Source organism: Cryobacterium sp., assembly GCF_025463825.1.
In the GTDB taxonomy this organism is placed as follows: Bacteria; Actinomycetota; Actinomycetes; order Actinomycetales; family Microbacteriaceae; genus Cryobacterium.
This window is the reverse complement of sequence record NZ_JAODBG010000063.1, coordinates 1-11,959: the sequence shown is the minus strand read 5'-3', so window position 1 is coordinate 11,959 and position 11,959 is coordinate 1. Positions and strand designations below refer to the sequence as shown.

At 70.1% G+C, this 11,959-nt stretch carries 14 protein-coding genes; 8 read left to right on the top strand and 6 right to left on the bottom strand.

All coding sequences use genetic code 11. From position 1 onward, the window contains the following. Together JWP54_RS08075 and JWP54_RS08070 are read left to right on the top strand one after the other, a co-directional pair. The coding region (locus tag JWP54_RS08075; protein ID WP_297370070.1) for an adenylyltransferase/cytidyltransferase family protein at nucleotides 1–464 on the top strand (464 nt) is incomplete at its 5' end. Between the two features lie 56 nt (nucleotides 465–520). Then, the gene (locus JWP54_RS08070) at nucleotides 521–1,222 is read left to right on the top strand and encodes an SDR family oxidoreductase (RefSeq protein ID WP_297370068.1); all 702 of its coding nucleotides are present in this window, start codon (nucleotides 521–523) and stop codon (nucleotides 1,220–1,222) included. On the opposite strand, the gene JWP54_RS08065 is transcribed toward JWP54_RS08070, so the two are convergent. Continuing rightward, on the bottom strand, nucleotides 1,188–2,327 hold the full coding sequence (locus JWP54_RS08065; protein ID WP_297370065.1) for a glycosyltransferase family 9 protein: 1,140 nt from the start codon (nucleotides 2,325–2,327) through the stop codon (nucleotides 1,188–1,190). The genes JWP54_RS08070 and JWP54_RS08065 overlap by 35 nt on opposite strands. A gap of 174 nt (nucleotides 2,328–2,501) precedes the next feature. On the opposite strand from JWP54_RS08065, the gene rfaE2 reads away from it, so the two are divergent. From rfaE2 to JWP54_RS08045, 4 genes are all read left to right on the top strand, one after another. Continuing rightward, the gene (gene rfaE2, locus JWP54_RS08060; protein WP_297370062.1) at nucleotides 2,502–4,094 is read left to right on the top strand and encodes a D-glycero-beta-D-manno-heptose 1-phosphate adenylyltransferase; all 1,593 of its coding nucleotides are present in this window, start codon (nucleotides 2,502–2,504) and stop codon (nucleotides 4,092–4,094) included. Then, nucleotides 4,091–5,017, top strand: a complete 927-nt coding sequence (locus tag JWP54_RS08055) for a glycosyltransferase family A protein (RefSeq protein ID WP_297370059.1) — start codon at nucleotides 4,091–4,093, stop codon at nucleotides 5,015–5,017. Before rfaE2 ends, JWP54_RS08055 begins: the two co-directional genes overlap by 4 nt. 102 nt (nucleotides 5,018–5,119) lie before the next feature. Beyond that, complete coding sequence (locus JWP54_RS08050; RefSeq protein ID WP_297370057.1) at nucleotides 5,120–5,602, top strand: GNAT family N-acetyltransferase; 483 nt, start codon at nucleotides 5,120–5,122, stop codon at nucleotides 5,600–5,602. A gap of 156 nt (nucleotides 5,603–5,758) precedes the next feature. Continuing rightward, on the top strand, nucleotides 5,759–6,133 hold the full coding sequence (locus tag JWP54_RS08045) for a nuclear transport factor 2 family protein (RefSeq protein ID WP_297370054.1): 375 nt from the start codon (nucleotides 5,759–5,761) through the stop codon (nucleotides 6,131–6,133). Between the two features lie 25 nt (nucleotides 6,134–6,158). Here the strand turns inward: JWP54_RS08045 and JWP54_RS08040 are convergent, their stop codons facing one another. The 3 genes from JWP54_RS08040 to JWP54_RS08030 form a co-directional block, all read right to left on the bottom strand. Further along, complete coding sequence (locus JWP54_RS08040) at nucleotides 6,159–6,761, bottom strand: histidine phosphatase family protein (RefSeq protein WP_297370052.1); 603 nt, start codon at nucleotides 6,759–6,761, stop codon at nucleotides 6,159–6,161. A gap of 62 nt (nucleotides 6,762–6,823) precedes the next feature. After that, nucleotides 6,824–8,206 carry a pitrilysin family protein gene (locus JWP54_RS08035; RefSeq protein WP_297370049.1) on the bottom strand — a complete coding sequence of 461 codons (1,383 nt, stop codon included), beginning with the start codon at nucleotides 8,204–8,206 and terminating at the stop codon, nucleotides 6,824–6,826. Nucleotides 8,207–8,546: 340 nt separating this feature from the next. Continuing rightward, nucleotides 8,547–9,668, bottom strand: coding sequence for an aldo/keto reductase (locus JWP54_RS08030; protein WP_297370047.1), 1,122 nt, complete (start codon nucleotides 9,666–9,668; stop codon nucleotides 8,547–8,549). 187 nt (nucleotides 9,669–9,855) lie between these two features. Between JWP54_RS08030 and JWP54_RS08025 the strand changes: the two genes are divergently transcribed. Next, nucleotides 9,856–10,359 (top strand): glutathione peroxidase, encoded by a 504-nt coding sequence (locus tag JWP54_RS08025; protein ID WP_297370045.1) that lies wholly within the window; start codon nucleotides 9,856–9,858, stop codon nucleotides 10,357–10,359. 15 nt (nucleotides 10,360–10,374) lie between these two features. On the opposite strand, the gene JWP54_RS08020 is transcribed toward JWP54_RS08025, so the two are convergent. After that, nucleotides 10,375–11,037 carry a VOC family protein gene (locus tag JWP54_RS08020; protein WP_297370042.1) on the bottom strand — a complete coding sequence of 221 codons (663 nt, stop codon included), beginning with the start codon at nucleotides 11,035–11,037 and terminating at the stop codon, nucleotides 10,375–10,377. Between the two features lie 136 nt (nucleotides 11,038–11,173). Here JWP54_RS08020 and JWP54_RS08015 point away from each other — a divergent pair, with 136 nt between their 5' ends. Further along, nucleotides 11,174–11,650 (top strand): Lrp/AsnC family transcriptional regulator, encoded by a 477-nt coding sequence (locus JWP54_RS08015; RefSeq protein WP_297370040.1) that lies wholly within the window; start codon nucleotides 11,174–11,176, stop codon nucleotides 11,648–11,650. Nucleotides 11,651–11,771: 121 nt separating this feature from the next. On the opposite strand, the gene JWP54_RS08010 is transcribed toward JWP54_RS08015, so the two are convergent. Further along, nucleotides 11,772–11,959: hypothetical protein (locus JWP54_RS08010; protein ID WP_297370037.1), on the bottom strand; the 188-nt coding region annotated here is incomplete at its 5' end.

Below are 11,959 nucleotides of genomic sequence, written 5' to 3'. Positions count from 1 at the left end.
CCATCGTCGCCGCCGCGGCCGGGCAGCTGGCGGACCGGGTGCGCCGGGCGGGCGGCACCGTCGTGGCGACCGGTGGCTGCTTCGACCTGCTGCATGCCGGTCACGCCCGCACCCTCGCCGCCGCCCGGCGACTGGGCGATTGCCTGATCGTGTGCCTCAACTCCGACGAGTCCGTCCGCCGGCTGAAGGGCCGGCACCGACCGATCCTCGCCCAACAGGATCGCATCGACCTGCTCCTGGCCCTTGAGTGCGTCGACGCTGTGCAGGTCTTCGACGAGGACACGCCGGAGAACGCGCTTTGCGGCATCCGCCCCCACCTCTGGGTGAAGGGCGGCGACTACACCGGCGACAGCCTGCCGGAGGCCGCTCTGGTGCGCAGCTGGGGCGGTCAGAGCGTGACCGTGCCGTACTACCCGGCCCGCTCCACGACGCTGCTGGCCGGCGCGCTCGCCCGGGTCGGCTGAGCCCGCCGGAACACCACCAGGAAAGCCCACATCACCACCAACCCTGAGGAGAAGCCATGACTGAACCGTTCCCCCGCCCCGGCCGAGTGCTCGTCACCGGCGGCGCATCCGGCCTGGGCGCCGCCGTGGTGGAGGCGGTGCTCGAGGCCGGCGGCCGGCCCGCAGTGCTTGACCGGGACCCGGTGGCGGACGTCAGGATCAGTTCCTACTCGGTCGACGTTTCCGACCGCGTCGCCGTCGCCGCGGCCGTGCAGCAGGCCGCCGAGGCCCTGGGCGGGCTCGACGCCGTGGTCACCGCCGCCGGGATCGACCGGTGCGGCCGCCTCGACCAGGTGGAAGCGGCTGAATGGGACCGCGTGATCATGGTGAATCTGCTCGGTACCGCGAACGTCGTGCGGGCCGCTCTTCCACATCTGCTGCAGACACACGGTCGGGTGGTGACGGTGGCCTCGTCGCTCGGCTTGCGCGCTGTCTCGGATGCGACCGCCTACTGCGCCTCCAAATTCGGTGTGATCGGCTTCACCCGGGCGCTGGCGGCGGAGACGCGCGGGCAAATCGGGGTGACGACGTTGATCCCCGCCGGGATGCGCACCCGGTTCTTCGACGACCGCGACGAGAAGTATCGGCCGCACGACGATTCCCGGTTGAACGACCCGGCGCGGGTCGCCGCCGCCATCGGCTTTGTGCTCGGCCAGCCGACGGGCTGCGAAGTGCGCGAACTGGTCATCGCCCACGAGGAGGACGACTCCTGGCCCTGAGCTCGACGGCGGCGAGGTCACGCAGGTCGGCTAGCACCGGCCCCACCGGGATGGCGGCGACGACCGAGTCGTCGTGCTCGCAACGTACGGTGCCGCTGAAATCCGCCCCGCACCGGCGGCACGCCATGGTCCAGGACACGTGCACCCGGTGTCGAGCCCGGCTGAGTGGACCCGCGTTGAGCAGGTTGCCGATCCAGTACAGGCTCACGGTGGCCGTGCCGACGGCCTGGGCCAGGTGCCGCGGACCGCTGTCATTGGCGACGAGCACGTCGGCGGCGGCCAACACGCCGACGAGTCCCGAAAGATCCAGCGCCCCCGCGAGCGACACCGGTCGGTTTCCGGCGTCCTGGTCCGCGCCGGCGGCAGCCACCAGCTCGTCGGCAAGGTCGTGTTCGGACTCGTCGCCGAGAACGATGACTCTCGCGCCGTCGCCGAGCGCGGCCCGGGCGACCTGGACGAAGCGGTCGAGGGGCCAGCGGCGCCGTGGGTCGGTGGCCCCGGGGTGGATGGCCACGAGCGAACCGGTCCCCGGCGGCACCAGGGCCGAGGCCGCCCGCCGTTCCGTCGCGGTCACCGGCAGCGCAGATTCGAGGGTGACCGGGGCTGCCCCGGCGAGGGCAACCACCTCCAGGGCCCGAAAGAGCTCGTGCTGGGTCTGCACGTACGGCAGGCTCCGCTCCAGCGCCGGAGCGTCATCGGTGGCCATGCCCACCGTGTGCCGGGCGCCCAATCCGAGTACGAACGGATTGGCGTGGCGGCCACCGCCGTGCAGCTGCACCGCCAGGTCGAAGCTGTGCTCCCGGAGTCGGTGCAGGAAGTGGAGGTAGGCAACGGGGTCTTCGGTTCCGGCCCGCAGGCCGCGCCCGACGGGCAGCTCCTCCACCAGGGCGACGGGACCCGGCCGCCCGGCCAGTAACCGGCGGTGCGCTGGCGCGCCGATCAGGGTCATCCGCGCCCGGGGATAGGCGGCGGCGAGGGCGGCCAGGGCCGGCAGGGCGACGACCAGGTCGCCCAAGCCCCCCGCACGCAACACCGCAATCCGGTGTACTCCCGCGAATCGGGTCGCGGGAACACCGAGGGCGGCGGTGCTCCCCGCGTCGACCATCACAGCCTCCTCGTAGCGGACCGGCCCACGTGACGTGGCCGCCTCGCCTCTTCCTCTGCAGTGCCCCGGAAATCCAGCGCCGAAACCCCACGTGTGCCCGCTGCCGGAAGTGGGTACGGGATCGGCAGGCTTCTATCTCGCCGACGGCCCACGGAAGACAGCACGGAGGACAGGGTGACGAACAACGCTGCACACGGCCCGGGCGCCGGGCCTCCCAACGGTACCGACGCGGGCGGTATCGGCCGCACGGATGCCGCCTCCGGCACCGAGTCCGGCCAGCTGCGCCCCGAGCTGCCCGCCGACCTGCGGGTCGCCGCCCCCGCGGTGACCGTGATCGGCGACCTCCTGCTCGACGTCTGGTGGATCGGCACCAGCGATCGCTTGTGCCGGGAGGCCCCTGCGCCCGTCGTCGACCTCACCTCCCGGACGCTGCGCCCCGGTGGCGCGGCCAACACAGCGATGAACCTCGCCGCCCTCGGCGCACGGGTGCGCGTGGTCGGCCTGGTCGGCGAAGACGAGGCTGGGCGGGTCCTGTGCGACACGCTGCGGAGCGCCGGCATCGATGTGACCGGCCTGATCGTTCACCCCGCCGTGACAACGACCACCAAGACCCGCGTCGTCAGCGGCGGCCAGATGCTGGTGCGGGTCGACGACCGCCACCGTGGACCGCTCCCGTCCGACGCGCGTCGCGCCGTGCTCACCGCCGCAGGACGCGCACGGGTCGCGTCGGCGGCCGACGTGTTCGCTGACTACGGTTCGGGACTGTTCGACGACGACGGCATCCGCGAACTGGCCGCCCAGGAGCCGGTCGCTCCGTTGACCGTGGTCGACGCACACACTCCGCAGCGCTGGGCCGGGCTGGCTCCGCACATTGTCGCGCCCAACGCCGCCGAGGCTGCGGGAGCCCTTGGCCTGGCTGGCTCGCCGGGCGCACACCGCCCGGAATTCTTCATCCAGCACGCCGACGAGCTGCGGGCCAGCACCGGAGCCCAGGTGGTCGCCGTCACCCTGGACGTGGACGGCTCTGTCCTGCTTGGCCCCGACGGCTTCGTGCATCGCACGCGCACGTCGCCCGCGCCGGAGCAGAACGCGTCCGGCTGTGGTGACACGTATGTCGCCGTGCTGACCATGGGGCGGTGCGCGGGGTTGCCATGGGCGGTGAGCGTCGGGCTCGCCCAGGCGGCCGCTGACGTGGTGGTACGGCGACCGGGAACCGCCGTGTGCTCAACGGCCGATTTGGTGCACGCGCTGGGCGGCCCCAGCGAGAATGTGCTCGAGCCCGCGGTCCTGGGCGCCCGGCTTCGGGCCGAACGGGATGCCGGCCGGCGCATCGTGTTCACCAACGGTTGCTTCGACGTGCTGCACCGCGGCCACGTCGCCTCCCTCAGGCAGGCCCGCCGGCTCGGCGACCTGCTGGTGGTCGCGATCAACGGCGACGACTCCACCAGGCGGCTCAAGGGACCTGGGCGGCCCGTGAACCCGGCAGCCGACCGGGCGGCGCTCGTGGGCGCGCTGAGCTGCGTCGACTACGTGGTCGTCTTCGACACCGACACACCCATTTGGTTGATCGAGGAATTGCGACCGGATGTCTACGCGAAGGGCGGCGACTACACCGCCGACATGCTCGCAGAGGCCGCCGTGGTTCGTTCGGCCGGCGGTGAGGTGCGAATCCTGGACTACGTCCCCACGCTGTCCAGCACCGCGATCGTCAACCGGATCCTCGGCTCCGCCGATCTGCGCCGCGCGGCTGCGGTGGCCAGGAGGTGACCTCCCGCCGCTGGTCGGGCGACTGGGCGCTGCCGCCGGAGCGGCCCACCGATCACCTCGAGGTGCTGATTCCCACGATCGACCGGGCGGCGGAGCTCGCCGTGACCCTCGCCGGGCTGGCCGGACAGGACGACCCGCCGTTTCGGGTGACAGTCAGCGACCAGTCGGCCACCAGCACCGAGGAGCATCCAGCGGTGGCCGCCATGCTGCGGGTATTGCGCGCCCAGGGGCGTCTGGTGCGCTATCTGGTGCACCTGCCGAAGCGGGGCCTGGCCGAGCACCGGCAATTCCTGCTGGACCAGTCGGTCGCCGACAGGGTGCTCTTCCTCGACGACGATGTGTGGCTGGAACCCGGCATGCTGACCAGGCTGTGCAGCGCGCTGGATGCCCTGGACTGCGGGTTCGTCGGCGCGGCCGTTCAGGGCCTGTCATTCCTGCACGATGACCGGCCGGCCGAACGGGCGCCGTTCGAGACCTGGGATCTTCCGGTGCTGCCCGAAGTACTGCGCAGGGACGCTCCGCAGGTCACCAGGATGACCCTGCACAATGCCGCCAATCTCACGCACCTGGCCGGCGAGCTGCACCTGGCCACGAACAGTTGGCTGGCGTACAAGATCGCCTGGGTCGGCGGTTGTGTGCTGTACCAGCGGCAGGCCCTCGTGGCGTGCGGCGGATTCGACTTTTGGACCAGCCTGCCGCCGGTGCACGTGGGCGAAGACGTGGCGGCGCAGTGGCGGGTGATGGAGCGCTTCGGCGGTGCAGGGGTGCTGCCCAGTGGAGCCGTGCACCTCGAAGCTCCCACCACGGTGCCTGACCGCACGACGGAGGCCGGGGATGTCGTCTTCGGGCGGAGCCGGGGGCATGACCCGGCTGCGCCGGTGGGCGCTGCACCCGACGGCGGCGCCACGGCGCCCTCCCCCTGAGCCGCGCCCTGTTCACTTCGCACGCGCAGTCCGCGAAGGCACGGGCGAAGATTGCCCCACCGCGGCGGTTGCCGCGGCTGCGGAGACACGTAGCCTTGGGGCATGCCTAAGTTCACCGCCGTCTCCGTGACCGACGCCGGCTCGATCACACTGCTCACGCAGTACTTCAGCGATCGTGCCTCCACGTTCCCGAACGCCGGAGGCTACCGCACGACCTTCCCCACCGCCGAGCAGTTCGTGCCTCCGCGCGGCCAGTTCCTGCTCGTGAGCGAGCAGGCCAGCCCGCGCACCTTCGTGGGCTGCGGCGGCATCCGGCGCATCGACGACGGCGCCGATGGAGCGGTGCGGTTCGAGGCGAAGCACCTGTGGCTGCAGCCGCACGTGCGCGGTCGCGGCTGGGGCACGCTGTTGCTCGCCGAGCTCGAGAAGCGGGCGAGGGAATTCGGTGCCACGGAGATGGTGCTCGACACGAACTCGAGCCTCGAGGCCGCCGGGGCGCTCTACCAGCGGTCCGGGTACGAGGATGTGCCGCCCTACAACGACAACCCCAACGCCACAAACTGGTATCGCAAGAAACTGGCTTAGCCCGCGGAATTCCGGCCGCCGCACCGGGTGAACTCGAAAATCGCAGGAGTTGTGCGCCGGGCCACGTGCCGGAGCGGCCGACCCGGCCCACGGATGCGGAGAGCTGGCTATCCTCACAGCAGACGGTGCTGACGAGCGCCGGAGGAGGGCGGACCTGTGACTCTGACTCGTGAGACGTTGACCGGGTTCCTCACGGCTTTCAATGCGCATGACCTGAACGCGATTATGGGGTATTTCGCCGACGACTGCGTCTTCTACCTGCCCCGGGGCGCCACGCCCAGGGGCAACCGGTACGAGGGCAAGGCGGACGTGCGAGCGGGGCTGGCCCAGCGCTTCGCCGGCACCCCGGATGTGCACTACGGCGACGACCAGCACTGGGTGTGCGGGAACGGCTTCGGTGTCTCCGAGTGGACCTTGACCGGCACGATGCTCTCCGGCCGGCAGATCGAGGTGCGCGGCGTCGACCTGCTCGAATTCGACGAGGAGGGAAAGATCCGCCGGAAGGATTCTTTCTGGAAAATCCTCGACTGACGCGCCCACCGGCACCGACGGCTTCCTAGAACAGGAGCGGGTCCGGGAGGCCGGTACGCAACTCGACAGGCAGGTGACCGAGGTCGTTGTGGGTGACGAGCGACCACGGCCGGCCGGGCTTCTGTTGCAGCACGGTGAGGCCGCAATTGGCCTGGTTGATGCTGATCCAGCGCCAGTCCGGGGCACCGAGCACCTCACGAACGAACCAGCCGATCACGAAGTTGTGGGTGATCAGCAGGTCGTGCCGGGGGCCGCGTTGCGGGTGCAGGAACTCCGCGGCGGCGTCCTCCATCTGGGCGCGACCGGCTTCGATCTGCGCGTCGCTGACCGAGTTGAAGAACGGCGTATACGACTTGGGCAACTCCGGGGCGCGTCCGCTGGGGATGCAATCGAACAGCAGCGGCGACGCCACCGGGGTCAGGGACGGCAGCCGTTCGGCGATGATCGCGGCGGTCTCGGCGGCGCGCTGCAGGGGTGACGTCCACGCCCCGGTGAAGGGGACCCCGCCGAGGCGCTCGGCGATGAGGTGCGCCTGCCGTTTGCCCCGCGGCGACAGCGGGCCATCCGGGAGGCCGTACTCGGCGTCCTGCTGCTCGCCGTGTCGAACGAGGTAGAGGTACTGGGGCATCGTCGCCCTTTCGGTTGCTGTCGGTGAAACGTCGTGCCGGGTTGGAAGAGGAGGCTGCCGCGCTAGTTCAGCGGGACGGCAACGGGAGCGCTCGGCGCAGCGGAGCGCGGCACGATGCCGTCGAACGCGGACTCGTCGAGCGCACCGACGGCCGCGATGGAGAACGGCCGGGACACCATGTCCGCGGCGAGCTGCTGCACGTCGTCAGCGGTCACCAGTGCCAGGCGCCGCAGGGCCTCGTCGAGGTCGACGAATTCGCCCAGGGTTATCTCGGAGCGGCCGAGCCGGGACATCCGGGTGTCCGAGTCTTCCAGGGCCAGGGCGGATGCGCCGGAGAGCTGACCCGACGCCCGCGCCATCTCATCGGCGCTCACCCCGTGGTCGGCGAGCCGGTGCAGTTCGTCGAGCATGATCTCGGCGACCTGGCCGGCCTTGGCGGGCGTGCACCCGGCGTACATGCCGAAGATACCCGCATCCGAATAGCCGGGCGCGAAGGAGTACACCGAGTACGCCAAGCCACGCTTCTCGCGCACCTCCTGGAACAGGCGCGACGACATGCCGCCGCCGAAGATGGAGGTGAGCACGTTCATCGCCACGCGGCGGTCGTCGGCGGCGACGAGGCCCGGCACGCCGATGAGCAGGTTCGCCTGTTCGAGCGGACGGCGCACCACGGTGACGGGCTGACCCTGACTGATGACCGCGGCCGCACCGGAACGGCGACCGACGGGGGCGGCCGGCTCGCTCAGGTCCCAACCGGCCTGCATCAGCGACCGGGTGACCGCGGCTACGAGCACGTCGTGGTCGACGGCGCCGGCGACGGTGACGACCAGGTCCTGCGGGCGGTAGTTCGCCCGGTAGTGTTCCCAGACCGCGTCGCGGCTGGCGGCGCGGATGGTGCCCGGGCTGCCACCGATCGGCCGGCCGAGCGGATGCGCGCCCATGACCGCCTGGAAGAACCGTTCATTGGCGACGTCGGCCGGGTCGTCATCGGCCATCGCGAGTTCCTCGAGGATGACGCCGCGCTCGGTCTCGAATTCGGCCGGGTCGAGCAGGGACGAGGTGATCATGTCGGTGAGCACCTCGACGGCCATCTGCAGGTCGCGATCCTGCACCTTGGCGTAGTAGCAGGTGTATTCCTTGGCGGTCATCGCGTTGTGCTCGCCGCCGACGGCGTCGAACGCGATGGCGATGTCCAGGGCCGTGCGCTGCTTGGTGCCCTTGAACAGGAGGTGTTCGAGGAAGTGCGTGGAGCCGAAGTGGCCGGACTGTTCGTCGCGGGAGCCGACGGCCACCCAGTAGCCGATGGTGAGGCTGCGGCTGCCCGGCACCTGCTCGGTGACGATGCGCACGCCGCTCGGAAGGACGGTTCGTCGCACGAGGGACTGCCCAGCAGCCCGAAACGATAGTTCGGTCAGGTCAAGGGGAAATTCAACGGCACCGTTCATATCCCTTCCACCTTACGACACCCGACGAGCCGATCCCGCAGCCCTCGCCCCGGGCCCGGTCCGGCCGCGGTCGGTGCCCTGTTGCGCGAACGAAGGTCATGTTATGGTCGCGCTGTCGAAGACCGGTGCCCTCCCCAAAACATCGGGTTCGATTCCTCCTCACCGGCCACAACCGGTGGGTCCCCCGCCGAACCGGGACAGTTCCAACCCGGGCGACCCTAGCGCCCGGCAGCGGCGGCGGCGGCCGGGCGCCCTCCGGGCGGCCGGCCGCCGTTCCGCTACGACGATCCCGTCCGCGACACCGCCGTGATTCGGTGTTGCGATGCCGGCCGGGAACTTTTCAGGCCGAGACCTTGTCCAGGTCGACCATGTCGGCACGCCCCAACCGCACCGTGGCAGCGGCGACGAGAGCGTCCACGTGTTCGGGGCGGCTCGCGCTGGCGACCGGGGCGACGACGTCGCGCCGGGCCAACAGCCAGGCCAGGGCGATGGTCGACGCTGCCACCCCATGGTCTTCGGCGATGCGTTCCACCGTGGCGAGGACCTTGAGTCCCGTGCGGTTGAGATAGGCGGATGCGCGGCCCGCCCGGACCGAGTCGGTGAGGTCGGCTTTGGAATGGTACTTGCCCGTGAGAAAGCCGTGGGCGAGCGCGAAGTACGGTAACACGGCCAGGCCCTGGGCGTGCGTCACCAGCGCCAGCGCGGATTCGAACGAGACCCGGTTCATCAGGTTGTACGGGGTTTCGACGGCGACGAACCGGGGCAGCCCGTTGGCGGCGAGCACCCTGGCCTCCATCAACCGCTCCGCGGTGAAGTTGGACGCGGCGAGGTGGCGCACCGTGCCGCTGCGGATCAGCGTCTCCATCGCCCCGAGGCTCTCCTCGAGCGGCACGTCGAGGTCGTCGTAGTGGAAGTGCAGCACGTCGATGTGGTCGGTCCCGAGACGTTCGAGGGACGCGTGCACCGCGCCGACGATGCTCCGCGGGGACAGTCCGGGATTGTCCCGGTTGCGGCCGATTTTGGTGGAGATGACCACGTCGTCCCGCAGCCCGCGGGTGCGCATCCAGGAGCCGATGACCACTTCGCTGCGGCCCGCCGCGTAGCTGTCCGCGGTGTCGAGGAAGTTGCCGCCGAGTTCGTAGTGGCGGTCCAGGATGGCCATCGCGGTGTCGCCGTCCGTCGTCCAACCGAAGACGCTGCAACCCAGCGCAAGCGGGTGCACGGTGAGATCGGTGTCGCCGAGGGTGCGCCGGAGGCCGGGGTTCGCCGCGGGAACCGGGGCGCGGACCGGCGCGGCGCGCTGCACCTGCACCGGACTGGTCTGAAGGTCGTCCTGCAAGGCCGTAGGCCGCCCGATGCGCGCGCTCACGGGCCCGGCGGCGGCATCGTGGTCATCGGCCTGGTGGGTTTGGGGGTCAGCCTCATCCGTTCGCACACCGTCTGCTGCCACGCTGACCCTCATGCCCTCAACCACCGTTCTGCCTGCCGGCGCGGTACCGCCTGCCCATGTACGACCGAGAATAACCCGATCCGCGCAAACCGCTGGGGGCGCGCGGCAAGCGTTACCGAAAAGTTCGGGATTTTTGCGCATCCGCTCCGGGCAGGCCATCCTGAACCGGCCGGCAGGAGGCAGGAGTAGTCTTTTCGGCATGTCAGCCTCCCCGCTCTACGACATTCCCCTCACCCTCATCGACGGCACCCCGACCACCTTTGGCCGCTTCGCCGGCAAGACGGTACTGGTGGTCAATGTGGCGTCCAAGTGCGGTTTCACGCCGCAGTACGCCGGGTTGGAGGCGCTGTACCGGCGGTTCGCCGACGACGGCCTGATGGTGGTCGGCCTGCCGTGCAACCAGTTCATGGGCGAGGAACCGGGCAGCGAGAACGACATCGCCCAGTTCTGCGAGCTGAATTTCGGGGTCACGTTCCCGCTGACGGCGAAGGTCGACGTGCGCGGCAAGCACCAGCATCCGCTCTACGCCGAACTGACCAAGTTCCAGAAGGGCATACTGCCCGGCCTGATCAAGTGGAACTTCGAGAAGTTCCTGGTCAACGCCGACGGCGTCGTGATCGATCGGTTCGCCTCTGCCGTTGACCCCGAGTCGAACCAGCTGGTCGCCGCGGTCGAAACGGCGCTGGTGCACGCCACCGCCTGATCCTGCCGTCCTGACTCAGGCGTCCCAGCTGCAGACGCAGAGCTCGTTGCCCTCCGGGTCGGCGAGCACCCACCAGTCCGGTGCGTGCTCATCGGTGAGCAGCACACCGCCGACATCGATGATGTCCTGCACCCGCTCCTCGCAGTCGGCGACGGGCACGTACACGTCCAGGTGGATGCGGTTGCGTTCAGTGCGCTGGATCTCCATGTGCTGGAACCACACCCGCGGGCCGGTCCCGCGAGGATCGAGCAGTTCGCGGTCGTCCGCCGGGCCCGACTCCCGATAGCCCAGGCCGACGCGCCAGAACGGGCGGACGGCGTTCTCATCGCTGCAGTCGATCGCGACGTCGGTGCGGGAGGGCGCCTGCCGGGTCGCTCGAGCGCCCTGCGCGGCGGCCAGCTCCTGGATGCGCAGGGCCAGGCGCAGGTCACGCTCGGTCACGCCGCCCACATCGTGCGAGCTCAACCGGAAACCGACTTCGCCGTAGCCCAGTGCCACGTCCGGGTGGTGGTTCTGCGCGTCGGCGTCGGTCGCGACGGCGTCGACCAGGCGCACCCCGCCGGCGAAATCAGCGGTGCGGTAGGTGGCGTACAGGGTTCCCTCGAGGTGGATGAAGTCTCCCCCGGCGAGCACCGAGGAGGTCTGGGCCGGATTCAGGGTCTGGCGCGTGTCGTCCATCCGACCACTCTTCCGCGCGGCGTGGGCCGGGTCAACCCTGCGGGCGCCCGGGTCTGCCCGCCCGCACAACGCGTTCTCGTCACACTGGGCAATGTGCCCTGTTCGAGGCACATCCGGCGTGCTACCGTCGGGCAGTATGCACCGTCTCGACAAAGTCGACCTCGAGCTCCTCCGGGCCCTGTGCGCCGACCCGCACAGTTCCTACGTCGGCCTGGCGCACACCCTCGGACTCTCGCGAAACACTGTGCAGACCCGGATGAGCCGGCTCGAGGACGCCCGGGTCTTCCTGGACTTCGACCGGCGGATCAGCCTCGCGGCGTTGGGTCACCCGCTGACCGCGTTCATCGAGGTGTACATCGAGCAGAAGCGCACCGCGGAGATCATCACCCGGCTCACCCTGATCCCCGAAATCGTGCAGGCGCACGGCATGAGCGGCGCGGCCGACCTGCTGGTGCGGGTGGCCTGCGCCGACGCGGAAGACCTCTTCCGGGTCGACCGCACCATTCTGGCCTGCGACGGTGTCGAGCGCACCGAAACGTCCCTCGCCATGGGGGAGCTGATTCCCTTCCGGGTCACTCCCCTGATCGAACGCGGGCTGCTGCCCCGCGCCTGACCCTGCGGGCCCGGACGGGCACCGCATCCGCTTCGGACGCAAAAAACCCGCCCTGCCGAAGCAGGACGGGTTTTCCGTCTTACCGACGCACCTGGCGAGAGGTGGTCGGCAGAACTAGCGACTAACCTTCGGCCGGAGCTTCGGGTCCCTCGGATGCGGCGTCACGACCGTGCGTGTCGGCCTCATCGGCGAGGACCGGGGCGAGCGAAAGCTTGCCACGGTCGTCAATCTTGGTGATCTCAACGAGGACCTTCTGGCCCACGCCGAGGACGTCTTCAACGTTCTCCACGCGCTTGCCGCCGGCGAGCT